Source organism: Mycobacterium sp. SMC-13 (assembly GCF_045311035.1).
Lineage (GTDB): Bacteria > Actinomycetota > Actinomycetes > Mycobacteriales > Mycobacteriaceae > Mycobacterium.
Window position 1 is genome coordinate 80,424 of record NZ_JBJIAI010000002.1, and the last position, 23,986, is coordinate 104,409.

A 23,986-nucleotide genomic window follows, 5' to 3' on the forward strand; every position below is an offset into this window, starting at 1 on the left:
TTTCCATGCGTGTCACCACCTTGCTGATAACGGGAGTTGCGACCGCCGCCACCGCGGCGATCGGCGGAGCGGCCACGGCGCCGGCGGTCCGGTCGCCCTGGTACGCGCAGCTGCGCAAGCCGGCCTACCAGCCGCCACGGCAGGTGTTTCCGATCGTCTGGCCGGCGCTCTACGCCGATATCGCCGTGGTGTCGGCAGCCGCGATCGACGAACTGGGGGCAACGGGCTGCGACACCGAACGACGCGCCTACCGGAACGGACTCGCGCTCAACCTCGCACTCAACGCCGCGTGGTCCTGGCTGTTCTTCAACCGCCGCCGTTTCGGCACCGCGACGGCGGTCAGCGCCGCGCTCACGGTGAGCAGCGCCGATCTGACGCGGCGGGCTGTCGAGGCGATCGGCGGACGGGCCGCCCCGCTGGCGCTGTACCCCCTGTGGTGCGCTTTCGCCACCGTGTTGTGCGGGCACATCCGGCAGCTGAACCGCCGAGTCGGCCCGGCATAGCGGCCGAAGTCTGGCACATCACGGGGCAATCGACCTACGCTGGCGACCATCGCTCGATGCACGTGGAGGCCAGGTTGCAGAATCCGGAAGCTTTTCTCGACCAGTTCGCCGATGACGCGGCCGGGCGGGTGTTCGCCGAGCCCTACCACACACCCGACGGTTCGACTGTGATTCCCGTCGCCAAGGTCAGCCACTCCGGCAGCGGAACGACAGCGAAACCGCTGGGCGTCTTCGTGATCCGTGACGACGGAACGACCTGGGTGCCTGCCGTGGACGCCGACCGGATTGCGTTGATCGGCGTGGTGACAGGCCTGGTGGCCGCGACGATCGGCTGCCTCACGCTGCTGCGGCGCCCACCGTGGCCTGACCTGTCCAATCAGGGTCATCTGGCGCCGCATCGGCGCCGATTCCATTCATAGCTTCTCCACATTGCGTGGTTTCGTCACGCCGCACCCGGGTATCTGGTGTTGCGGGGGTCGTGGAGTTGTTCGACCGCGGGACAGCGCGGAAGAGCGATTCCTCTTTCATCACGAGCACACGCAAGGAGATCAACCCATGACCTTGAAGAAGACCGCAGCGCGTGCAGTCGCGACCAGCATGCTTGGCCTGGCAGGCCTCGGCGTCGGGGCCGGTCTCGCGCAGGCAGACCCGGTCGGCCCGAAGCCGACACCGCCATTTCCGTCGCCGACCGTCCCCGGTCCCGGCGTAAACGCCGGGACACCCGGCAATCCGCTCCCGCCGGGACACGGCTTCCTGCCGCCTCCTGGACACGGCGGCCCGATGCCGCAGGACCGCATTCCGTTCACCGCGACGCCGTCGTGGGTCCTGGTCCCGGTGGTGCCGCCGATGGGCACGCCGCCGGCACCGCCGCTGCCTGACTGGGCAACCGGCCTGCAGGTGGTCTGGAACCCTGACCTCGGCGCCTGGGGCGTGTGGGACGCGCAGGGAAGCGCGTTCATCCGCCTCTAACCGAAGACGTGGCCGCCACTCCGTCATTCCGACGGGGTGGCGGCCCACGTTCGGCACCGGCGACGGCCGTCATCGCTCAAATCCCAGGAACCTCTACGGATACTCCCAGCCGCATCCCGGGCAGAAATGCTAACTCGGGCGTCAATTCTTTCTACCGTTACCGCTGACAGCCAACAGCGCACGGGCGGAGGGAACGACCATGGGTTGCTCACGGTACATCGGCCGGGTCGGTGCCCTGGCAGTGTTTTTCGGGGTCGGCATATCGCTCACGACCGGGCAGGCGATCGCCTACGCCGAGCCGTCATCAACGACGCCGGATACCGCGCATGCCGCGGACGCGGCAGCCTCAGGCAAACCGGCGCCCAAGCGCGCGCCCGCCCCGGCGACAGCGGCACAACCGGACTCCGCGCCGGCGTCCAGGTCAGACGTGCCGGCGCCGTCGGCCCACAAACCCAAGCGACAGCCCAAAAACAAGGGCGGCGAAGGCAGAAGCGCGGACGCGGCCGACAAGCACCGTGACGCGGACCCCAATCGGCACGCGCACAGCGCCATCAAGGCAGCGCCGACCTCGACCTCGAGCGAATCCACCAGCACCACAACAAAAATCAGTCGGCCGCAGCCCGCCGCCACGGTCAAACGCTCCCCCGCACCGTCGATCGTCGCGACCGCGGCCGTGCCGGCCACCGCATCAACTGCCCGCACCGCGGCACCACTGGCAGCGCTCGTCACGCCCACCGTGCCGGCTCCGATCGTCCCCAACCCGATCAACCAGATCGTCACCGCGGCAAAGCAACTCCTCAGCATCGCACTGAAACCGCTCGTGTCGGTCCTGCCGTCGAACGTACCCGCCAATTCAGCGGCGTTGTGGACGGTACTCGCGTGGGTGCGCAGGCAGATCGAGACGAATCTCCTTCCACCCCATGTGGTTTCGGCCTGGAATGTGACCAGCCCGAACCTCCTGACCAACCCCGGCGCAGAGCTCGGTGATCCGTCACTGTCCGGCGGCAGCACGGTGTCCATCCCCGGCTGGACCGTCACCGGCACGCCGACCGTCATCAAGTACGGCACCGTGCGCCAGATCCCGTTGGGTCTGCCGACACCGGGGCCGACGCTTCCGCCCATCTTCAATTTTCCGAGCGATCGACCCACCCCGGGCGACACCCAGTTCTTCGGCGGCGGCAACGTCGCAACCTCCACGTTGACCCAGACGGTCGATCTCAGTGGCGCCGCGGCGGGCATCGACGCCGGCACGACACCGTTCAAGCTGAGCGGATTCCTGGGCGGCGCCATGATCGATCCTTCGGCCGCGTCGATCAAGGTCACGTTCTTCGACGCCGGCGGGACGCAGCTCGGCGTCGGCAAAGTGGCACCGGTCGGTCCCCTCGAGCGCTGGTTCCAGACCGGATTGCTCGAACGCAGCACCGAAGGCACCATCCCCGTCAACACCCGCACCGCGCAGGTGGTCGTCACGCTCAAGGACTCGAACCCGCTGACCGGCGGCTACAACAACGCGTTCGCCGACGATCTCTCGTTCACCGTCGGGGCGTCGCTGCCGGCACCGCCGCCGCCCACCCCGCCGAAGTCGACGGTCGGCGCGCTCGACCACATCTTCATGGTCTACCTGGAGAACAAGGGCTACAAGGACATCGTCGGCAGCGCCAACGCGCCGTACCTCAACAGCCTGATCGACACCTACGGCGTCGCGACCGACTACTACGCGCTGACGCATCCGAGCGACCCGAACTACTACCCGATCCTCGGCGGCTCCGACTTCGGCCTCAGCTACAACTGCGCGACCAACTGCATCGATGCCACCAACCTCGCCGACCGAATCGAATCGGTGGGCAAGACCTGGGCCGGGTACGCGCAGGGCATGTCCGCCGCCGGGCCTTACGTGTCGACAAGCGATTATGCGCCCGACCAGTTGCCGTTCCTGGCGTACAGCGACATCTACAACAATCAGGCCCGCGCCACTGCGCATCTCCATCCATTGACCCAGCTGGCGACCGACCTCTCATCGTCGGCCACGACGCCCAACTTCGCCTGGTTCGCGGCCAATGAAGCCAACAACGGCGAAGGTCCCATCGACTCCGTCCAGGGCGTCCTCAACTACATCGGGGCGCTGCTCACCAACCACCAGTACAACGTCAAGGCGGCTGATCAGTTCGCTCAGCAGACCATCCCGACCATTCTGAATTCGGCCGTCTGGAACGACCCGACACAGCGGTCGGCCATCGTCGTCACGTTCGACGAAGACAGCGACAACCTGTCGCTCGGTTTCGGCAACGGCGGCAATCGCGTTGTCACCGTGGTGATCCCATCTCCGGCAGCCGTCGACGCCGGGATGCGTTCGGGTAACTTCACCAGCACCAGCTACGCCAACCACTACAGCCTGCTGCGCACCATCGAGGATTCACTGCAATTGGCGCCGCTGACCAACAACGATGCCTACGCCGTGCCGCTCAACGACTTCTGGGGCACGCCGCCGGTCATGCCGTAGCCCAAAACGAGAGTCGGACCCGAGGAAAACCTCGGGTCCGACGTCTACTTCCGGTTGGGTCGGTGGATCAGAACCAGTCGACCTGCGCTTCGACGGTGGTGCGGTCCAGGCTGGCCAGCAGGTCCAGCTGGGTCGTCACCTTCGGCAGCTCGTAACGGAAGAAGTACTGCGCGGCAGCACGTTTCCCGTCGTAGAAGTTGCCGGTGTTGCCGCCGGCGGCAACCAGCTGCTCCAGCCAGATCCAGGCCATCACGATGTGGCCCGCAGCTTCCAGGTATGCGGTCGAGTTGGCCAGGGTGGTCTCGGGATCGCCTGCGGCCCACAGCGTCGCGGTGACCTCGGCGAGCCGGTCGATCTGCGCCTGCAGCTCCCGCGCGTAGCCGGCCGTCGCCTCCGACTGCAGTGCGGTCTGGACGGTCTCCCCGATCCGGCGCTGCAGTAGCTTCAGGCCGGCGCCGCCCTGCATGACGACCTTGCGGCCGAGCAGGTCGATGCCGTGAATGCCATGCGTGCCTTCGTGAATGGCGTTGAGGCGGTTGTCGCGGTACTGCTGCTCGACGTCGTACTCGGTGGTGTAGCCGTAGCCGCCGTGAATCTGGATGCCGAGGTTGTTGGCTTCCAGGCACCACTGCGACGGCCAGCTCTTGGCGATCGGGGTGAGGACCTCGAGCATCAGCTCGGCCTCGTCGCGTTCGGCGCCGGTGAAGATCTTGATCTGGTCGACCAGCCGGGCGCAGTACAGGCCGAGCGCCAAAGCACCTTCCACGTAAGACTTCTGGGCCAGCAGCATGCGCTTGACGTCGGCGTGCTCGATGATCGCGACCTGCGCGCGCGACGGATCCTTGTCGCCGACCGGACGGCCCTGGGTGCGCACCTTGGCGTACTCCAGCGACGTGAGGTAACCGGCGTAGCCGATGGCGGTGGCCATGGAGCCGACGGCCACGCGGGCCTCGTTCATCATGTGGAACATGTAGGCCAGGCCGCGGTGCTCCTCGCCCACGAGGTAGCCGACGGCGCCGGGCTCGTCGGTGGGCTGGTGGCTACCGTCACCGAAGTTCAGCAGGGCGTTGGTGGTGCCGTGATTGCCCATCTTGTGGTTGAGGCTGACGAGCGCGACGTCGTTGCGGGTGCCGTCGGTGAGGTACTTCGGCACGATGAAAAGCGAGATGCCCTTCACGCCGGGGCCGCCGCCCGGGACCTTGGCCAGGACCAGGTGCACGATGTTCTCGGACAGCTCGTGGTCACCGCCGGTGATCCACATCTTGGTGCCGGTGACCCGGTAGGTGCCGTCGGCGGCCTTGGTGGCCTTGGTGCTGATGTCGGCGAGCGACGAGCCGGCGTCGGGCTCGGAGAGGCACATGGTGCCGAAGTAGCGGCCCTCGAGCATCGGGCGGACCCAGGTGTCGATCTGCTCTTCGGTGCCGTACTCGGTCAGCAGGTTGGCGTTGCCGACGGTGAGGAACGCGTACGAGAAGGTGGCGGGGTTCGCGGCACGGAAGAACGCGGCCGACGACTGCGCGACGACATTGGGCAACTGCATGCCGCCGACACGCTCGTCGAACGAGCTGGCCATCAGGCCCGCGCCGTTGAAGTCGTCCAGCGCCTGCTTGATCTCGTCGATCAGCACGACCTTGCCGGTCTCGTCCACGAACGGCGGGTTGTGGTCGGCCTTCTTGTTGTGCGGCGCGAAGCGCTTGGTGGCGATGTCGGCGCTCAGATCGAGGACGGCATCGAAGGTGTCCCGCGAGTGCTCCGCGAAGTGCTCGTGCTTGGTGAGCTCGACGACGTCAAGCCACTCGTACAGCAAGAAGTCCAGGTCGCGCCGAGACATGAAATCAGTCACTGGGTTCTACCTTCCAATGCAGCCAGACATTAGCAGTCGCTCATTTCCTAAGCGATTGCTAATATCGCCTATCGGCCGGGTCTGTGTCAACTGTGTGTACGATCACCAGCACATGAAGACCGACCGGACCACCGACTCGGCCGCCGCCGAGCGCATCCGGCGGGCGGCCATCGAGGCGTTCGCGGAATCCGGCTACGGCGGCACCTCGACCCGTCAGATCGCCAAACGCCTCAACATGAGCGCGACGGCCATGTACCCGCATTACCGGTCGAAGGAAGAACTGCTCTACGCCATCGCCCTGGAAGGGCACGGCAGCCTGCTGGCGACGCTGCGGGCCACCGACGATGCCGGCGCGCCGAGCGCGGAACGCTTCCACACGGTCGTCGCGGCCTTCGCCACCTGGCACGCGGAGAACAGCAAGCAGGCCAGGGTCGTGCAGTACGAGCTCCACGGCCTGACCCCGGCCCACTACCGCACCATCGCCCCGCTGCGGCACCAGGTCACCGCCGTGATCGCCAACATCATCGAATCCGGCATGGCGACAGGCGAATTCCACGTCGACAACCTCGACGACGTCGTGATGGCCATCTCGTCGCTGTGCGTCGACGTCTGCCGCTGGTTCCCCTCGCGGACGCACCGCGATCCCCACAAATTGGGCGAGATCTACGCCCAGGTCGCCGCCCGCCTGGTGCGCTGACCGCACTCTGCGGCAGTTCCTTCGGCGGCCCGGTCGCGCCCCCGATTTTTCGGGCTCTACCTGCCATAACCGGCCAGTGAACCGTCGGCGGTCGTGATGTACTTGCTGCCGACGACAGGAGGCCCGATGGTCAACCCTCCACCGGAGGATCGCGAACAGGTCGCGACGGCGGCCGACGACAGCCCGTCCATCACGGGCGACGCGCCAACGGCCGAGGTCCGGTTGCGCCGGGTGCGCGGCAGATTCAGCATCCAGTCGAAGCTCATCACGATGCTGCTGGGCGCGAGCATCGTCTCGGCCGCCATCGTGGGTTTCATCGGGTACCAGACCGGCCAGGCCTCGTTGCGCAACGCCGCCTTCGATCGGCTGACGCAGGTCCGTGAGACACAGTCCCGGCAGTTCGCCGCCCAGGTCACCAACCTGAAGAACGCCCTGCTCATCTATACCAGCGGGCCGGCGATGGCCGAAGCCGTGCAGGCCTTCAGCACCGGGTTCAACGAATTGGCCAATGCCACAATCGATCCCGCCGAGCAGCAGGCGATCGTCGACTACTACAACCAGGAACTGATCAACCCCGTCGAGCGGGCGACGGGGGCCAAGCTGAACCTCGACGTGCTGTTGCCGTCGTCCAACGCGGCCAAGTACCTGCAGGCCCGGTACACCGTCGCCGCGGCACGGCCCAACGGCCCACCGCCACCGCCCGACCCCACCGCCTGGGGCGCCGCCTCGGCCCGCTACAACCCGTTCTTCCAGGAGATCGTGCGGCTGTTCGGCTACGGCGACGCCCTGTTGATCGACGCCACCGGCAACGTCGTGTACTCGGCCAAGAAGCGTGCGGACCTCGGCACGAACGTCCTGTCGGGTCCATACCAGCAGGGCAACCTGCACGAGGCCTACGCCAAAGCCATGGGCGCCGACCGCGTCGGGTACGTCGCCGTCACCGACTACCAGACCTATCACCCGGCCGCCGACCACCCGATCGCCTGGATGGCCGCGCCGGTCGTGACGGGCGGCCGCACCGTGGGAGTGGTGGCGCTGCAGTTCCCCATCTCCGGGCTGAACGCGCTGATGACGTTCAGCGGCAAGTGGCAGGCGAACGGTCTGGGCTCGACCGGCGAGACCTACCTCGCCGGCACCGACGATCTCATGCGGTCGAATTCCCGCCTCTTCGAGGAGAATCGGCAGACCTATCAACACGATGTCGTCGCGGCCGGGACACCCGCCGAGTTGGCTGAGCGCGCCGTCCGGCTCGGCGGTACCACGCTGATACAGCCCGTCGGCGGCCCCGCCACCCGCGCCGCGCAGCGCGGCCAGTCGGGGGTGCTGATCGCCACCGACTACCTCGGTCAGGAAACGCTGCAGTCGTATGCACCCGTGACCGTCGGCCCCGACGTCAACTGGTCGATCGTCGCGAAGATCGACACCGCGGAAGCCTTTGCGCCCGAACGCGTCTTCACCAGGACCATGGGCGTCGCGGTGACCGCGATCGTCATCCTGGACTGCCTGGCCGCCATGGCACTCGCGCAGCTGTTCGTGCGGCCCATCCGACGGCTCGAGGCCGGCGCCCAGAAGGTCAGCCGGGGCGACTACGACGCGATGATCCCGGTGCGGACGCGCGACGAATTCGGGGATCTGACCAAGACATTCAACGACATGAGCCGGCTGCTCGGCATCAAGGACGATCTGCTGCGGCGCGAACGCCGCGAGAACGCCCAGTTGCTGCGCTCGCTGATGCCCGAATCGGTCATCGAGCGCTATCGCAGCGGCGAGGAGACGATCAGCGAGAACCATCAGGACGTCGCGGTGCTCTTCGCCGACATCGACGGTCTCGACGCCCTCTCCAGCGCGCTACCGGCCGACCAATTCCTCACGGTGGTCAACGAATTGGTGCGCCAGTTCGACGACGCCGCCGAACGCAGCGGAGTCGAACCGGTGCGCATCCTGCGCAACGGATACACGGCGAGCTGCGGTTTGAACGTGCCCCGGCTGGACAACGTCGAGCGCATCGTCAACTTCGCCATCGAGTTGCAGCGCATCGTCGCCCGCCTCAACGACGAGGACAATCTGCAGCTCGGTTTCCGGGCCGGCATCGACACCGGCACCGTCACCAGCGGCCTGGTGGGCGGCGCCACCATGATGTACGACATGTGGGGCAGCGCAGTCGATTTGGCCTATCAGATTCAGGCCGGCGGCGCCGAGCCCGGGATCTACATCACCGGGCGGGTGTACGACGCCGTGCACGACACCCACCGATTCACGCCGGCCGGGCAGCACATCGTCGACGATGTCGAAGAGCCCATCTGGCGGCTGGCGGGGCGGCGGTAGGCCGTGTACTCCTCCGGTTCGTCATGGTTCCTGTGGGTCGCAGCGATCGCCATCGGGCTACCTGTCGGCCTGATCGTCCTGACCGAGTGGCGGCGCGCCCTGATCCGCCGGCGCAGCCCGCTCGCCGCGCCCGTCGGGCTCCTGCGCACGTATGTGCTCCCCGTGATCGCCGTCCTGCTGCTGATGCTCAAGGTGGCGGTCGTCCCCGCCCGCGACGTTCCCATCCGCATCGTGGCGACCGTCCTGGTGTTCCTGGTGCTGCTGCTGGTGCTGTCTGGTTTGAGCAACACGATGTTCGCGAACGCCCCGGAGACCTCGTGGCGCAGCCGCATCCCCCGCATCTTCCTCGACGTCGCCCGGATGGTGCTCATCATCCTGGGCTTGGCGGTGATCTCCCGGTACATCTGGGGCAGCAACGTCAAGGGCGTCTTCACCGCGGTCGGTGTCAGCTCCGTGGTCCTCGGCCTCATGCTGCAGCACTCCGTCGGGCAGATCGTGTCCGGGTTGTTCATGCTGTTCGAGCAGCCGTTCCGGATGGGCGACTGGCTGGACACCGCCGCCGCGCGTGGCCGCGTCGTCGAAGTCAACTGGCGCGCCGTCCACATCGAGTCCAGCACCGGCGTACAGATCACGCCCAACTCGGTGCTGGCCGGCACGTCCTTCACCAACCTGAGCCGGCTGGCCACCTCGCACACCACCATCACCACGACGTTCGCCGCCACCGACCCACCCGACCAGGTGTGCGCGATGCTCACCCGGATCGCGGCCGCCCTGCCGAACCGCGGCGACGACGTCGAGCCCACCGCCGTGCCGATCGGCGATCACAAGTACCGCACCACCATCGGGCTGAAATCGCCCGGGGACGACGACGCCGTGCAGGCCACCTTCCTACGCTGGGCCTGGTATGCGGCCCGGCGCGACAAGCTGCATCTCGACGGTGTGGCCGACGACTACTCCACCCCCAAACGTGTCGACGAGGCGCTCGAGGAGGCGGCGGCACCCGCACTCCGGCTGAACAAAGCCGACCAGCAGGCTCTCGCGCCGTACGCACGCCTGATCCGGTACGGCACCGGCGAGCTCATCCAGGCACCCGGCGAGGTCCCGAAAACGATCACGGTGGTGGTGTCCGGGCGGGTCCGATTGACCGTGCCGACGGCCGACGGTTCGGTCGCCGGCGTGCGCAGCCTCGACAAGGGGGCTCTCCTCGGCGTTGCGGCCTTCACCCACCAGGCGAACCTCGCTTACGTCCACGCCATCGACGAGGTCACCCTGCTGCAGATCGAACACGACGAAATCCAGCGCCTGCTGGCCGACCGCCCGCAGCTGTCCCGGGAGTTCGGTCGCGTCATCGACGAACGACGCAGCGAGGCCAGGGCCACCATCCGATCCGCGGGGAAAGCGGACCGTGCCAAGGTGATTCGAGATGCGGCAGCACAGCTCGGCACTGCCGGTGGAGCCAAGGCGTTGGATACCCCTTAGCTCATCACAGGCATCACGTTTCAGCCATCCCGTCGAGCTTGCTGATGTGTCGCTCGAAGAACTCGATGATGTCGTCACGACCGCCTGACACCCCAAGCGACGCATGCATGGACAGCAGTTGCGACGTCCCGACGATCAAGAACGTCGCTACCGCCGGCGATAGGTCCTCGGCGGCGATGCCATGCCGCACGAGGACGGACCTGATGGTCTCGACCTGCGCGTCCAGAATCTGCTGCGCCGCGCCCGCGACCTCAGATTGCAGCGCTTTACGATGATTGGCGAGTGCGACGTACTCTGTGAGCAGTCGAGACTCACGGTTGTCGATGAGGTAATTCCACAACGCCCGCAACGGGTTCGGCGCCAGCAGGATATGCGCCTGCGCGGCCAATCCGAGCTCGGTCTTGCGCCGGATAGCAGCCAAGAACAGATCGTCCATGGTGCGGAAGTAGTAGTGGACCAGCTGCGGCTTCAGTCCAGCTCTTTCAGCCAGCCGCCGCGAGGTCACCGCGGCGTAACCCTCCTCGAGCATCAGCGCCTCAGCAGCATCGAGCAGGGCGCCGCGGTTCTTGGACTCGGGACCAGCGATCCTGCGTTCCGATGCCATAGCGTCACCGTCCAATCTCGGTCGCGGCGCGCCGCGTCGATCTCGATGCACACCACGGAAGCGTGGCGACGCCACGATGCTAAGCATGTGCTCGGCACAAGCGGCCACCAGCCTGCCCTCGGGTACAGTTCATGAGTGTTTTCCGCCGATGACATGGGCGTGTGGTGACCGGCCCGACAGACGATCCGATCTGGAAACAACGCGCGGTCGAGCGCTCCCTCAAGACGGCGAAACTACGGGCAGCCCAACGAGTACAACGATTCATGGACGCCGCTCAGTCGATCATCGCCGAGAAGGGCAGCACGGATTTCACGGTCCAGGAGGTCGTCGACCGCTCCGGCCAGTCGCTGCGCAGCTTCTACCTGCAGTTCGATGGCAAGCATGAACTACTGCTGGCGCTGTTCGAAGATGCGCTGGCCCGCCTGGCCGACCAGATCCGGTCCGCGATCGACGCCGAGATCGACCCACTGAAGCAGCTCAAGAACGCCATCGCGCTACTGCTCGAATTGTGTCGTCCCGGCCCGGCACCCGGGCGACCGCTGTTCACCGACTTCGCTCCACTTCTCATGGCCACTCACCCAGCTGAGGTGAAAATTGCCCATGCGCCGCTACTGTCATTGCTTACCGAATTGATGGAAAATGCCAGTGCGGCTGGGGAATTGCGCTCAAACGTCAACCCGGCACGGATGGCAGTCATAACCATGCAGACGGTGATGTCCGTCGCCGAACCCACCGGAATCACCGGCGACTCAGACACGGATCCCATCACCACCGAGGAACTCTGGGATTTCTTGGCCAACGGCTTCGTCGCGCCGTAATGAGAATTGGATACCGATTTCCGAGAGGAGGTTGCCCGCAGTGACAAAAGTGGCGGCAGCAGATAAGCGCCGGCGGCGCGAACGCGGTTCCATCAATCCCGACGACATCGTCAGCGGTGCATTCGAACTCGCCGAACGGGTTTCGATCGACCATCTCAGCATGCCGATGCTGGGAAAGCATCTCGACGTCGGTGTCACGAGCATCTACTGGTACTTCCGCAAGAAAGACGACCTGCTGGACGCCATGACCAACCTCGCCGTACAGCGGTATGCGCTTTCCACGCCCTATGCCGTTGGCGAAAACTGGCGGTCTGCACTACGCAGCCACGCCCGCACGATGCGACAACTGTTCCTGGACAACACAGTCATGTGCGACCTGATCCTCATTCGCTCCCCACATGCCCAACACGCCGATCGCTTGGGCCTACAAGCCGTCGAGCAAGCCATCTCCAGCTTGGTCGAAGCCGGGCTGACGCCGGAGGCCGCGTTGGATGTCTATGCGGCGGTATCAGTCCACGTGCGCGGATCGGTTGTGCTGCAACGACTTCGGGACAAGGCGGCGCTCAACGAGGGGCGAGGTGGGCGCCGCGACACTCTCCATGCCGATCCCGCTACCACACCACTGCTCGCGCAGGCGCTTCAGGACGGTCAGCAACTCCACACTCTGGACGAGGCGAATTTCGACTTCGGTCTCGAGTGCATTCTCGACCATGCTGAGCGCCTGATCACGGTCAACACGAAGCCGGCACGAGTGCGCAGACCGGTGCGCCCGTGAGCCAGCGGACACCACGCCGGCCGATGCTGCCGCACGGAGAACACCGCTCGCGTGGGATCTAGCTCCGGTTCGTCCTGATGTCGAAGCCGACCTTCTCGCCATCGACGCTGGTGATCTTCAGGTGCGCCTTATATGGCCCTTCCGGTCCCGTGAAGGTGCAGTCGAATTCGCCGCCGACCTTGGCGTCGATGCCCGACGGGCACTTGACATCGGTCGGGTGGAATCCGGTCTTGCTGGTCACCATATCGGTCACCGACTGCGCGGCGCCTTCCGGTTTGATGGTCGAGGTACACGCGCCCAACTGCAGCGTGAGCACCCCGACGATGACGGTCGTGCCGATGAAGCCGGTGGATCGGGTCATGACGGGAACGTAGTGGCAGCCAGTTGGAAACGCGTTGGAAAACGGCCGCAGCGTCCGGCCGCGGGCGATTAGCCGCGCGGTCAGCGGGTATCACGACAGTTGCCCTTTCACCTGCCGAGGTAATCGCGACGATGAGGTTTGCATATCTGGCCGGAAGCTTGGCGTTCCTCCTCATCTGGCTGGCGCTGTGGTGGCGTTCGAGCCGGCTGCGACGCATGCTGATGCTGCGGGTCAGCGCGGCAACCGCGCTGCTGGGACTCACCGAACCGCTCTACGTTCCCGAATACTGGCACCCACCAACGCTTTTCGACCTGAATCTCAAGACGGGTTTCGATATCGAGAGCGTGTTGTTCTCGTTCGCCATCGGGGGAATCGCCACCGCGGTGTACGGCGCCTTGCGTACGAACCGACAGCTGCGCCGCAGCGCAGCCGCACCGCGTGGGCCTCGGCAGATCCTCCACGCCGTCGCCATCGCGGTCCCGATACCGGTGCTCGTCCTGCTCACCCTCCTGACGAGCCTCAACCCGATCATCACGACCATCGCGGCGCTGAGCGCGGGCGTGGCAGTCAGCGCGGCCTGCCGGCCGGATCTGATCGCGCGGATGTTGACGTGCGGTTTGCTGTTCTTCGGCCTCTACTTCGTCTTCTTCGCGCTGTTCAACATCGCATTTCCCGGCTACATCGACAGCGTCTGGAATCTGCCGGCACTGTCCGGGGCCGTCATCGCGGGCGTACCTGTCGAGGAGTTGTCGTTCGGCTTCGCCTTCGGCCTGATGTGGTCCAGCGTCGCCGAGTACGTCGTCTGGGCGACGGTCGACCCATCGACGTGACGGCACGACGGCGGCGCGGACTCGCGTTTGCGGTGGGCACCGGCAGAAGTGGGTATCAGCCAAGACATGAATGCCGAGATGATCCAAGGTCGCCGCGCGTCGCTGTCGTTCGTCGTCGCGCTCACCGCGCTCGTGGGCGTCTTGGCTTACTGCGACTTCCCGGTGGAGTGGCTGGTCAACTCCCAGCTCAGCCCCCTGCGCTCGTACATCAGCGAGCTGGCCGTCGCAGGCCAACCGGCGCGTTCGTTCTTCCGGGTGAGCGACATCGTGGCCGGAGTCGGCTTGATCGCCGTTGCCAATCTGCTGATGCGTTGGCCGCCGACAACGCAGGCGTCGGTCGCGCATCTGTGCGCGATGGTCGCCGGAATCTCGTCGATGGCCGATGGCCTGTGGCCCATGCCGTGCGCGCCATCGATCGACATGAGCTGCCGCGCAAAGGAAGAGGCGATTCACACCACGCAGGTCGTCCAACCCCATACCGCTTCCAGCCTCATCGGGTTCACCGCACTCGTCTGTGCCATCGGCCTCTACGGGGCAGTGCTGACACGTCACCCGGGCTACGGCAGGCTCGGCGCCGCCGGACTCGCTGCCGCAGCCGCGGCTGCCCTCCTCGGCGGTGTCGACGTCGCCATGTGCCTGACGTCCTCGACAACCTGGGCCGGGCTGGTGGAGCGGCTACAGATCTGCGTCATATCTGTGTGGCTGGCTGCTCTGGTAATCCGCGCGGCACGTGACGGCGTCACTGCGATCGACGGATGCGGTCCCCCACTGCCGCAACCCGGCGCCGTACCCGAGTGACCCGTGGTACGTACTCGGCCGCGCGCCGGGCACCGTCCAGAATCGTGGTCATCGGCTGCAGCGGTGCGGAGACGCGAATCGGCGTCCGATCGACCTGCGGCCGCTGATTTCCCTGCCACCACACCGGTTCGGTGAGCCGCTGCACGAACGGCACCGAACTCTCCACCGAGGCGTTGCCCCACTCGATCGCGCGATCGATGGCTTCCGGCGCGGCGGCCAACGTGACGGGAGACAGCGTGGGACTGAACCGGATGACGCGGTCGGCGAACGGCGCGTTGCGGACCATCTGCAACTGCAGCGCCTGGGTGATCGGTTGCAGCCAAAGGTGTCTCGGGTTCCATTGCGGGTGGAAGCAGTCCCAGCCGATGTAGCACGCGTTGCGGGTGCCGAGCCGACCGTCCTGAATTCGCTTCCACGCCAGCTCGATCGGGACGTTACTCGCCGCTCCCCCGTCGACCAATGCGGCGACATCCTTCTCCACGAGCAGCTGATCGAGCAGGCCCCACATCCGCGGATCACTCGACTCATGATGCAGAATCCCCGGGATCGCCGACGAAAAGCTCGCGGCGTCAACGACATTGAAGTCGGCCGTCAGATCGTCGCCGCCGAGCACGATCGGCTTGACGACGCGCGAATCGATGAACGCAGCGACCTGCCACAGCCGGTTGACGACGCCGGGCGCGTAGCCAAGCTTGAGGTGCTCGAGCGCGCGCACCCCCATCATCGTGAAATGCGACGGATGGAACTGGCCGGGCAGCCGGTCGAAAGACTGCTTCCGGACCCCGGCGACGACGGTCTCGTACGGGATCGAGAGATCGGTCATCCGCATCGGTTCACCGTCCTCGCGCGTGAACATCTCCTTGGCGAACTCGTTGAACTGCAACGAGAACAGTCCGTTGAGTCCGTGGCGACGACGGGTCCGGGCCGGGGCCAGGACGCCGCGGTAGGTGACGGTCTTCGCCCAGGCGACGTAGTCCTCGATGGGCACCGGCAGCACGCGCGCCATGACGCTGCCGACGATGGCGCCGAACGAGTTGGTCAACATGTACGCGGGCGGCAGCCCCGCCGCGAGCATGCGCTGCATGCCGCCGAGGTAGACGTAGCCGGCGCCGCCCCCGCCGCCCAGCACCGCGACGTAGGTCTTGTAACCGAGTTCGGCGTCGAGTTCGGCCGCGGAGAAGTCATTGCCGTGACGCTCCAGCAGCACCGACCGCTCGTAGTCGACGTCTTCGGCGAAAGTCTCGAGGATCGCCTTCGCGGCATCCAGCCGTTCCTGTGCGGTGGTTCGCCCGCGCAGTGCGTGGTAGAGCGCGTCAATCACCCGGGCACGGAAGCCGGCGATCTCGTCACCGACCGTCACATCGCCACGGCCGCGGGTGCCGCCCGGCCCGGCGGCACCCGGTTCGAACACCGTCAACCGCGCGAAGCTCAAGAGGTAGCGCAGGCGCCGGAACTGCTCGGGGCTGAGCACGTCGGGGCATTCGAGGTCGGCCCGAACCAGCGCGGCTTCCATGTGCTGCAGTGCGAGAGTCGGATTGCTGCCCGGAAGGCCAGGGGGTTCCGCGGCTTCTATCACCGCCAGCTCGGTGGACACGTCGCCGAACGGTACGAGCTCGGGATTCACCATCAGATCATTGTTCGCCACCGGGCATCCGGCCGCGGCGGTTGGGTCGGATTGCCAGAACTGCCCGACAACGTCAACTCTGCCGCGACTCGGCCAGCACGTCCGAGAGCCACTTGATCACCAGATCGGGCTGCTCGTCGATGATGAAGTGACCGCAGTTGGGCACCTCGGTGATGTTCAGATCGTCGGCGTGGTCCTTGAAGCCCTCCAGCAGCGACGGATGCACCGCCACATCGTCGAGACCGAACAGCACCCGCACCGGCATCGCGAGCTTCTGATCGTCGTAGGGACCACGCGCCAGTTTCGCGAACTCCTTGCCGACCATGGCGCGGTAGATCTTGGAGCCCGCGACACGACGGTCCCGATCACGGAAGCAGCTGCGGAAGAAGTCCACCGACTCCTGGGGCATGCCACTGCGGCGGATGAACCACCACAGCGTCGGCGACAGGTGCGACAGCGGCCCGACCACCGGAGCGCCCACGACAAGTTGGTACGCGAGTTTGTGGGCATGCCGTGCGACCCGGCCCGGCTCCTGCCACACCGGCGGGATGTTCAGGATCGCCAGCCGCGTGACGCGCGTCGGCGCCTTCAACGCCACCAGCTGCGCGGTCCAGCCGCCCCAGTCATGACCCACCAGGTCGAAGGTGTCCAGCCCCAGCGCCGTCGCCGCGGCGAGCACGTCGGAGGCGAACTGCTCCTTCTCGTAGCCCTTCGGCGTGACCTCGCTCCAGCCGGCGCCGCGCAGGTCCATGGCGTGCACCCGGTAGCCGGCATCGGCCAGCGCCGGGATGACCTTGTGCCACATGAACCAGTTCTCCGGCCAACCGTGCAGCAGGACGACCGGGCGCCCCGCCTCCGGCCCGGCCACGGCGACGTGAATCTTCACGTCGCCGGCCTGCACGTATTCATGGGTCACGCCATCGACGGTCGGCATGCTGCGCTGAGTCATGCGCGCATCTTACCGCGCGGTAAGTTCGATGATCGAGAGGTGGCGGATTCTTCGATCGGGACGCTGACGCGGTCCGCAGCGATCAGTTCGTCGCCGCGTTCCACTCATAGGGCAGGAACTTCCCGTCGAACGTGATCACCACGCGGTCACCGCCCGGGTGGGGCTTGCGTTGCAGGTCGAGGCTGAAGTTGATGGCGCTCATGATGCCGTCACCGAACTGCTCGTGGATGACCTCCTTGAGCGCTGGACCGTACACCGAGAGCGCTTCGTAGAGCCGGTAGATGGTCGGGTCGGTGGGCACCGCGGTCGGCAACCCGCCGCGCATCGGAACGGCGGCCAGCACGGGAACGACGGACTCGTCGAGACCGAGCAGTGCCACGACCTTGGCGCCCAGTTCGGCCGGCACCGGGTGCTGGCCGAGCAGTGCCGCGATCGTCCACACCAGCGGACGCTCGACCGCATCCGCCAACTGTTGCCACGTCAGGCCTTTCGCCAGGCGCGCGGCGACGATCGCTTCGGTTACTTGATCTCGTGTCATGCGGTACAGCTTCGTGGACCGGTGTTACTGAGGAATTACGAGTTCGGCGCTGCCGCACCAGCAATGCCCGCCTCCGGAAACGAGAAAACCCGCCCTGACCGAAGTCAGAACGGGTTTTACTTGTGGAGCTAAGGGGACTCGAACCCCTGAAAGTGCTGGCCGTTTGGCTCGTATCCTGCGGATTCGCGACTTCTGACGACCTCTCTCGGGGTGCCAAAACCGGCCAAAAAGTGTGGCGAGGATGACGTCGTCATCGCGTGTCGTCCCCCGCCTGTACTGTCCGCGCCATGGGTATCACCCGCTTCACAACCAAGGTGACACTTGGTGGCGAACCTGCTGGGGAATCTGGCGGCGGGGTTGCGGGTGGAGGACGTGTACCGGGAGATCGGCTGAGTTATCGCTTGCCGAGCCACTTGCGGACGGTCATGCGGTCGATCTACCTATTCAGACGTTCACGACGGGCGAACGGTTCCATACGTTTTAAAACTTATGGTTCCGCGCCCTGTGCCCTCTGAAAGTTTTGGGAATCTGCCTAAACCGTCCTAAAACGACAAAAAGGCCGCCCCTGACCTCGTTACGCGAGGTCAGGGGCGGCTTGACGGCTGGCAGAACACCGGTCACGAGACCGGGTCAGTCAGCAGGTGTCAGCTTAGCGCCGACGGGCGACAAGTCAGGCCATCTTGCGGCGCAGTTCGTCGATGTCGTCGTCTAGGCGCTCGACATCCTTGTGGTGCATCGCCCGGTCATCGATCACCGAATCAGCCAGACGGCCGACGTCTTTCTTGACGCCCTTCATGTCGTCGGCCAACTCGTCCTGCCGCCGCTCCATGCGTGCCTGGTTCTGCTCGATCCGGTCGAGCTGGTCGCGCATGTTCGCTTCCTGCCCGTGATCGTTGACCGTCTGCTCATGAATCTCGGTGACCTTGTGCTCGGTCGTCTTCGCAGTGTCGGCGGCTTCCTTGGCCTTATGCCACAGCGGCAGACCAGCGGTGACGAGACCTATCAGGCCGAGACCGAGTAGCGCCACGACATCCATCCATGAGTCGGGGTTGAACGGGGTGACGGTCACTCGACTGTGCCGGTCTTGATCTGCCCGTTGAGCTTGACGGCAGCAGTTGCGTTACTGGCGATCCCGAGCACGATGCCCGCGAACCCGAGCCACACGGGCACGGCGGCCGGGTCGATGAGCTTGTAGAACGTGAGCACGCCGAGCCCTGCGGCGATGACACCGTAGGCGTACATGCGTTGCTTGGCGGTGATGGTGGGTAGCTTCATTGGGCACCTTTCGTCTTCATTCGTTCGCGTTGCCGCTCGGCATTAATGAGCGAGCACGCATGGCACTTCCTGCCGCCCTCAGGTCGGCTGATGGTGTTCTCGGGCGTGAACTCGTGCCCGTGCTTGCAATGCGTCTTCCGCGACTGCCAGTGGGTGTTATGCCGAACCAAGTCACGATTGTTGGACGAGTAGGTATCCCACCGAAGGTTGCCCAGGGTGTTGTTGTGGTGATTTCCGTCGCCGTGGCAGGCCGCCATTCCAGGCGGCCGCGGGCCGACAAAGGCCTCCAGGACCAGGTTGTGCACGCGAGCTGATGCGCCACCGCCGAGCGCGACGACGGGATAGTCCGGCGTCCGGGCCGTGCTTGGCTTAAGCATCGTGCCCTTGTATCGCGTTGCGCGGCCATCGCTGCGAACGGTTACGCGATCAAGAGATCGGACGCGCCCTTGATCGGACACCTCATAGCGTCCCTCATAGCCGACTACTGGGCGCCATTCTTCATGGGTAGCATTCACTGCTAGCCCCCTTTCTGCTGATACCAGATGGGCGGGTTAGGGGCCGGTTGGTGTTGGTAGCACCGCCGGTCCCGTCTCGAACATTCTAGCGACCGGTTGCGACTTCATGCAGCCACGGCGCGCATCCACTCCACGTCACCCGGTGTAGCGAATGTCGAGTAGTGCGGGTTCGGATTTGAAGCTAGGAACATCACCGCGTAGAACGTCGCTTTGATCGCTGCGAACACCTCACCGACCGGGTTCTGGAAGATCGCCAGCACACGGGAGAACAGCGACAGAGGTCCACCGGCCCAAGAGTTTTCGGTGACGATCTTGGCTATCGCGGTCTGATCCTTGCCGGCGGAATCATCGCCCACCTCGGCGAACATGTCCTCGTTGTTGGCGTTCTCAGCCCACCTGTCGCCAATCCCCTCGGCGACGGCATCGAACCGCTTGTCCATGATCCCGTGCGTGCCAGCATCCGGCGGCGACTGAGCCCACGAGCAGATGGCATCCGTGGCCCTGCGCGGGTTTCCGAACATCAGACCGCGGCGGAAGTCCTTCAGCCGGTAGTGCAGTGGTGCCGACGGCGGCAGGACGTACTTCCACATGAACTCGCAGAAGATCATCGCGCCTTGGCTGAAAGCGACGCCACCCCATGGGGTTCCAGCGGGGAACGGCCACATGATCTTCGGGCCGTCCGGGTTGTTCGGGTCTACCGGTGGGCCTTCAATCACATTGGAACTGAGCTGCCGGTAGAGCGCTTCCACCCCACTCTTGTTGTTGAACGGGAGTGAGGTGGTGTCCCAGTCGCCCACCGGCTTCCAGTGGCATACACCCTGTTGTTCAAGGGTGCTGGCGGTCTGCGCACACGGGCCGAAGAACATGTTGCTCATGTGACCCTCGACCGTGAAGATGATGGGCCGGGTCGGGGTGGGTCGTTGGATCAGTCCGACGTCGTACTTGAATTCGACGTTGACCACGCCGAGGATGTACCGGGGCGCGCCCTGCCTGCCCTCGCTGATGTAGATGCCTTGGACGCGACGGACTTCAGCGGTCAGCGCTGGGGTGAACAGGTCACTGTCATCGAGCGTGTTGCGCGCCGGGGTGAACTTGCGCTTAAGCAGCGCCTTCAGCTTCACCACTTCGGGGCTGCGATCACCTTCGCCGAGGCCGACGTACTGACCGCCGATCCTCACTGGTCAACCCACCTGACCGCCGTTGCGCCGTTGTGGCCGTGGACTTTCTCGACGGACTCAATCGAATCCCATGTGACAGTCGAGCGATGCTCGCCGACGACCCACCGCAGCGCTACGCGACCATCCGAGAACACGATTCCTTCGGCCACCGTGCCTACGCCAGATACACCGCTGATGTCCTCGGCGCGCTCCAGTACGAAGCGCCGGCCGTTCACTTCACGCCTCGGTCGTCGCAGCCTTCAATCCCAAACTTCTCCCCAACCGCACCTAACGCGTCAACCAAAGATCGGCCACCGAGCTGGTTCCAGCCCTCGAGAGTCGGCCCACGCAACTGCCGCAGAACCTCGACCATCAGTTCGCGGTCCGTCCAGTCGTCAGGGAAGCGCTTGGCCGCCGGCGGTGTGACAACGGGCGGCGTGCCAGGTCCGTCGAACGCGCCGTCGATGTCCTTCTGAATCTCGCCACGGAACCAGTCCATGTCGAGATTGCCGGGGTCCCACTTGTACTGGCGCTGACCGGCGGGTCCGAAGCGCGCCCATTCACGGTGGGAGATGTTGTGCGACACCGGGACGCCGAGGTGTTTGGTGAGTGCGGCGCCGACGTCGCGCATGGAGATGATCTGCGCGTCGGGCCAACGTTCCTGGTTGGCGGTGTCCTCGGTGAGTGCGGTGTTGCGGGGCCATGCGCATTCGATGCCGATGGTGTAGGCGTTGGCGCCGTCGGTCGGCAGTCCCGGCCATGAACCGGCTCCAGCGTGGTTGCAGGGGCCGACCGCGACGATTGTCACGATGCCGTCGGGCGCGATGTGAATCTGAGCCAACGGTCCCGCGAGGTCCGGGCGGCCCTGGCTGATCGACTGTGGAGTCTCTGCGGCGTTACCGGTGTGGTGCCAGATGACACCCCAGATGTTGCCCATGGTGCCGCCGACGCCATCGGTCTTCCAACCGTCGAGTGTCTTGAGCCGGTCACCGAGTGCGGGCCGAAGTACGTCTTCGAGCCAAGCAGGGTCGCCTGATACGCCCACGGTTCCTCCAGTGTCAGTTGGGGTTTCATCGAGAAGTGCGTCACCGAGCTCGAGGCATCGGTTCCATCTGGCTTGCCGATCGGCCCACCCATTGGGCATCTGGCCTTCAACCCACCCGTTGACGCACCGGGAGACGGCGAGGATGTCGCCAGCGTCGGCGAACCCGTTGATCTGGCCAGGGCGCGGACCGCCATTGAGCCAGTACCAGGACGCGGCGAGGAAGCCCCACTTTGGTTGCTCGACGAGTTCGGGTTGGTTGACGAACAGTTCTGAATCGTCCACGTAGCCATTGGCTTTGCACCACTGGCCGAACTTCCGGTAGTTCGAGGACCAGGTGAGTTGGATTGGTCCGCGTCCGCGATACCGCGTCCGGTCTGCCGACCATGACGGGTCTGAGGTTTGAATCTCAGCCATGTACTTGAGGCCGGCTGATTCGTGTCCGATCTGGCTGCACCATGCGGCTGCGCGGCGAATGGTGTTGATCTGCGCGGCTTTCATCGCGTCGATGAAGTACGGCAGGTAGCCCGCGAGAACGTTGTCGGCGACGTAGGTTTCCTGCATCGCGGCCCGGAGTGTTGCGGCGTCCATCTACTTGAGCACCTTCACGTTCTTGTGTGGTGTCCCGGCTTCGATGTGCATGTCGTCTTGCTCGTCGGCTGGTTTTCCGGCGAGTTCCATGCACAACCGTTGGAATCTCACGGCGGCTGCGATCTGGACGCCGCGATGGGTGAGGACGTGCATCAGGCAATCACTCACCGCAGTTTTGCAAGAATCGACTCCGCGATCACCTCATGTCCCAATGGTCCGGGGTGAATCCAATCCGACGTCAATCCGTCGTAGTACATGAACAGCGCCTGCTGCTTGGTGAACGCGCCGTCTAGGTCGACGGTGACCACGTTCGCGCCGAAAGACGCGGCGACGGTGTCGATGATCGAATTGATCGAATCCACAGCAGCGTCGGTGGGGCGGCCTGGGTTGGAATACGCGGTGTATTTGATCGCTTTCGGTTGCTTGATCAAAACGACCAATGGGCTCGGAGCATCCTCGTAATGCCAGCCGAGGACCTCTGTTCGTGTGACGCTTGCCGTCAGCCCGCTGATGGTTCCGACAATCGTGTGGCTGCCCATGTCGACACCGGGGATGCGGAAAACAGACGGCGTGATCTGGACGCCGCCCGAATTGCCCTTTGTGTCGATCGAGCCCACGGCAACACCATCAAGGGTGAAAGTGTGGACTGCCCCGTCATCCACCGCGGTAAGGAGGTCAATGCAGACGGTTCCGCCCGGGAAATTCGCCGGGGTCGTGATCGTGTACGTGTTCCCAGAGGTGAAGGAGTACTTCACCGGGACGCCGAAGATCGCCCCCGAATCGTAGGTCCACCCAGCGCTCCAGGCGATCGACGCATCATTGGCGGCCTTGATGGACCCGGGGGCTGCACGGACGCGGCTCACCACAGCCGTCAACGCAGACTGAAACGCCTCCTCGAACGGGGCTCCCAGAAGACCTGCTGCCGCAATGTCATTCAGGCCGTAGTGGAACAGAACGATCTGCTCGCGTCCGGACGTGCGGGGAAGCTCAGTGAAGACATGTTTCCACCCGCCGGTGTTTTCCGCCGACATGAGTGAAGCGCCCGGCACTGCTCGGTTGTCATTCACGACGCCAAGTTCCTTGGCTACCCGCGCCATGTACGTGTCGGACTGGTCGTCCAGGGCAATGTTGGGCCACGCCATATACGAATGCCCGAAGCCCGTGATTCGGCCGACCGGCCCGATACCCGCAATCACCTTCCGGTAACTGGGGTCATACGGCAAGTCGTTGTAGTGGGTGGTGCCATCACCGGTCTTCTCCCGGCCCGTATCCGTCTCACGGACACGACGAGCAACAGCCGGGATCGGATTCGACGCAGCCAAATTCGCGGCAGTATCGACCAACGGCTGTTCCCCAGCGCCGATCGCCGCACGAGCGGCAGCCTGCGTCGCACCCGCCCCGATAGCGGCAGGGATGTTGATCAGGCCGTTCCAGTCCGCAGCCGGCGGGTTGTCGTCCAGGTAGGCGTTGACGGCCGATGCCAGCGCCTGCGCCTCGGTGTTCGGGGGAAATGCGACGGCAGTGGCGATGATGCCCCACAGGTCGGCGTCTTCGTCCGGGACTGTGACGGTGTACCGCTGGCCATCCGGGTTCTCGAGGACGCACACACCCGGATCGAGCTTGGCCGAGAACATGCCCGCGACCACGCGGACCTGCTGCTGGCGCATCGTCACAACTTCGCCGCCAGACCCCTCCCGATACACGGGCGAGAACGCTTTCCAGTCGCGCGAATCCTTCCGGCCCGTCTCGTCCTTCACCACGCCGGACACAGTCACAGTCGCCACGCCATCCAC

24 protein-coding genes are annotated in these 23,986 nt (G+C 65.3%); 11 read left to right on the forward strand and 13 right to left on the reverse strand.

Going from position 1 to position 23,986, the window contains the following annotated elements; genetic code table 11:
* Positions 1-5: 5 nt before the first annotated feature.
* The 4 genes from ACJH6I_RS03395 to ACJH6I_RS03410 all read left to right on the forward strand — a co-directional run bounded on the left by ACJH6I_RS03395 (position 6) and on the right by ACJH6I_RS03410 (position 3,972).
* Positions 6-503, forward strand: coding sequence for a TspO/MBR family protein (locus ACJH6I_RS03395; RefSeq protein WP_318986066.1), 498 nt, complete (start codon positions 6-8; stop codon positions 501-503).
* 56 nt (positions 504-559) lie between these two features.
* Entirely contained in the window at positions 560-922 is a 363-nt protein-coding gene (locus tag ACJH6I_RS03400; protein WP_318986065.1) for a GerW family sporulation protein, read from the forward strand.
* Between the two features lie 136 nt (positions 923-1,058).
* Entirely contained in the window at positions 1,059-1,472 is a 414-nt protein-coding gene (locus ACJH6I_RS03405) for a hypothetical protein (RefSeq protein WP_318986064.1), read from the forward strand.
* Positions 1,473-1,671: 199 nt separating this feature from the next.
* On the forward strand, positions 1,672-3,972 hold the full coding sequence (locus ACJH6I_RS03410) for an alkaline phosphatase family protein (protein WP_318986063.1): 2,301 nt from the start codon (positions 1,672-1,674) through the stop codon (positions 3,970-3,972).
* Between the two features lie 67 nt (positions 3,973-4,039).
* Here ACJH6I_RS03410 and ACJH6I_RS03415 read toward each other — a convergent pair whose 3' ends face one another.
* Complete coding sequence (locus ACJH6I_RS03415) at positions 4,040-5,803, reverse strand: acyl-CoA dehydrogenase (RefSeq protein WP_406783841.1); 1,764 nt, start codon at positions 5,801-5,803, stop codon at positions 4,040-4,042.
* Between the two features lie 124 nt (positions 5,804-5,927).
* On the opposite strand from ACJH6I_RS03415, the gene ACJH6I_RS03420 reads away from it, so the two are divergent.
* The 3 genes from ACJH6I_RS03420 (at position 5,928) to ACJH6I_RS03430 (ending at position 10,316) form a co-directional block, all read left to right on the forward strand.
* Positions 5,928-6,512 carry a TetR/AcrR family transcriptional regulator gene (locus ACJH6I_RS03420; protein WP_318986061.1) on the forward strand — a complete coding sequence of 195 codons (585 nt, stop codon included), beginning with the start codon at positions 5,928-5,930 and terminating at the stop codon, positions 6,510-6,512.
* A gap of 126 nt (positions 6,513-6,638) precedes the next feature.
* Positions 6,639-8,837 carry an adenylate/guanylate cyclase domain-containing protein gene (locus tag ACJH6I_RS03425; RefSeq protein ID WP_318986060.1) on the forward strand — a complete coding sequence of 733 codons (2,199 nt, stop codon included), beginning with the start codon at positions 6,639-6,641 and terminating at the stop codon, positions 8,835-8,837.
* A 3-nt stretch (positions 8,838-8,840) separates the two neighbouring features.
* A complete protein-coding gene (locus ACJH6I_RS03430; RefSeq protein ID WP_318986059.1) occupies positions 8,841-10,316 on the forward strand; it encodes a mechanosensitive ion channel family protein in 1,476 nt (491 codons plus the stop codon).
* 13 nt (positions 10,317-10,329) lie between these two features.
* On the opposite strand, the gene ACJH6I_RS03435 is transcribed toward ACJH6I_RS03430, so the two are convergent.
* Positions 10,330-10,920, reverse strand: a complete 591-nt coding sequence (locus tag ACJH6I_RS03435; protein WP_318986058.1) for a helix-turn-helix domain-containing protein — start codon at positions 10,918-10,920, stop codon at positions 10,330-10,332.
* 164 nt (positions 10,921-11,084) lie between these two features.
* Here ACJH6I_RS03435 and ACJH6I_RS03440 point away from each other — a divergent pair, with 164 nt between their 5' ends.
* A complete protein-coding gene (locus ACJH6I_RS03440; RefSeq protein ID WP_318986179.1) occupies positions 11,085-11,738 on the forward strand; it encodes a TetR/AcrR family transcriptional regulator in 654 nt (217 codons plus the stop codon).
* Positions 11,739-11,778: 40 nt separating this feature from the next.
* Positions 11,779-12,513 (forward strand): TetR/AcrR family transcriptional regulator C-terminal domain-containing protein, encoded by a 735-nt coding sequence (locus ACJH6I_RS03445; protein ID WP_318986057.1) that lies wholly within the window; start codon positions 11,779-11,781, stop codon positions 12,511-12,513.
* 58 nt (positions 12,514-12,571) lie between these two features.
* Here ACJH6I_RS03445 and ACJH6I_RS03450 read toward each other — a convergent pair whose 3' ends face one another.
* Positions 12,572-12,874 (reverse strand): DUF4333 domain-containing protein, encoded by a 303-nt coding sequence (locus ACJH6I_RS03450; RefSeq protein ID WP_318986056.1) that lies wholly within the window; start codon positions 12,872-12,874, stop codon positions 12,572-12,574.
* A gap of 131 nt (positions 12,875-13,005) precedes the next feature.
* Here ACJH6I_RS03450 and ACJH6I_RS03455 point away from each other — a divergent pair, with 131 nt between their 5' ends.
* Entirely contained in the window at positions 13,006-13,704 is a 699-nt protein-coding gene (locus ACJH6I_RS03455) for a lycopene cyclase domain-containing protein (RefSeq protein WP_318986055.1), read from the forward strand.
* Positions 13,705-13,770: 66 nt separating this feature from the next.
* A complete protein-coding gene (locus ACJH6I_RS03460; RefSeq protein WP_318986054.1) occupies positions 13,771-14,502 on the forward strand; it encodes a DUF998 domain-containing protein in 732 nt (243 codons plus the stop codon).
* Here ACJH6I_RS03460 and ACJH6I_RS03465 read toward each other — a convergent pair.
* The 10 genes from ACJH6I_RS03465 to ACJH6I_RS03510 all read right to left on the reverse strand — a co-directional run bounded on the left by ACJH6I_RS03465 (position 14,444) and on the right by ACJH6I_RS03510 (position 23,977).
* On the reverse strand, positions 14,444-16,129 hold the full coding sequence (locus tag ACJH6I_RS03465) for a patatin-like phospholipase family protein (protein ID WP_406783730.1): 1,686 nt from the start codon (positions 16,127-16,129) through the stop codon (positions 14,444-14,446). The two genes, ACJH6I_RS03460 and ACJH6I_RS03465, sit on opposite strands and share 59 nt — an antisense overlap.
* 70 nt (positions 16,130-16,199) lie before the next feature.
* Positions 16,200-17,075: an alpha/beta hydrolase gene (locus tag ACJH6I_RS03470; protein WP_318986052.1), complete on the reverse strand. Its 876-nt coding sequence runs from the start codon at positions 17,073-17,075 to the stop codon at positions 16,200-16,202.
* A gap of 82 nt (positions 17,076-17,157) precedes the next feature.
* Positions 17,158-17,613, reverse strand: a complete 456-nt coding sequence (gene cynS, locus ACJH6I_RS03475) for a cyanase (protein ID WP_318986051.1) — start codon at positions 17,611-17,613, stop codon at positions 17,158-17,160.
* Positions 17,614-18,283: 670 nt separating this feature from the next.
* Positions 18,284-18,682: a DUF2746 domain-containing protein gene (locus ACJH6I_RS03480; protein ID WP_406783731.1), complete on the reverse strand. Its 399-nt coding sequence runs from the start codon at positions 18,680-18,682 to the stop codon at positions 18,284-18,286.
* Positions 18,679-18,888, reverse strand: a complete 210-nt coding sequence (locus tag ACJH6I_RS03485) for a hypothetical protein (protein WP_406783732.1) — start codon at positions 18,886-18,888, stop codon at positions 18,679-18,681. The genes ACJH6I_RS03480 and ACJH6I_RS03485 overlap by 4 nt, the downstream gene beginning before the upstream one ends.
* Positions 18,885-19,403: an NUMOD4 motif-containing HNH endonuclease gene (locus ACJH6I_RS03490; protein ID WP_406783733.1), complete on the reverse strand. Its 519-nt coding sequence runs from the start codon at positions 19,401-19,403 to the stop codon at positions 18,885-18,887. The genes ACJH6I_RS03485 and ACJH6I_RS03490 overlap by 4 nt, the downstream gene beginning before the upstream one ends.
* A gap of 104 nt (positions 19,404-19,507) precedes the next feature.
* Positions 19,508-20,581 (reverse strand): hypothetical protein, encoded by a 1,074-nt coding sequence (locus ACJH6I_RS03495; RefSeq protein WP_406783734.1) that lies wholly within the window; start codon positions 20,579-20,581, stop codon positions 19,508-19,510.
* A 211-nt stretch (positions 20,582-20,792) separates the two neighbouring features.
* The gene (locus tag ACJH6I_RS03500; RefSeq protein WP_406783735.1) at positions 20,793-22,193 is read right to left on the reverse strand and encodes an N-acetylmuramoyl-L-alanine amidase; all 1,401 of its coding nucleotides are present in this window, start codon (positions 22,191-22,193) and stop codon (positions 20,793-20,795) included.
* Positions 22,194-22,361 (reverse strand): hypothetical protein, encoded by a 168-nt coding sequence (locus ACJH6I_RS03505; RefSeq protein ID WP_406783736.1) that lies wholly within the window; start codon positions 22,359-22,361, stop codon positions 22,194-22,196. It lies immediately after the preceding gene.
* Positions 22,358-23,977: a hypothetical protein gene (locus tag ACJH6I_RS03510; RefSeq protein WP_406783737.1), complete on the reverse strand. Its 1,620-nt coding sequence runs from the start codon at positions 23,975-23,977 to the stop codon at positions 22,358-22,360. Before ACJH6I_RS03510 ends, ACJH6I_RS03505 begins: the two co-directional genes overlap by 4 nt.
* Positions 23,978-23,986 lie beyond the last annotated feature (9 nt).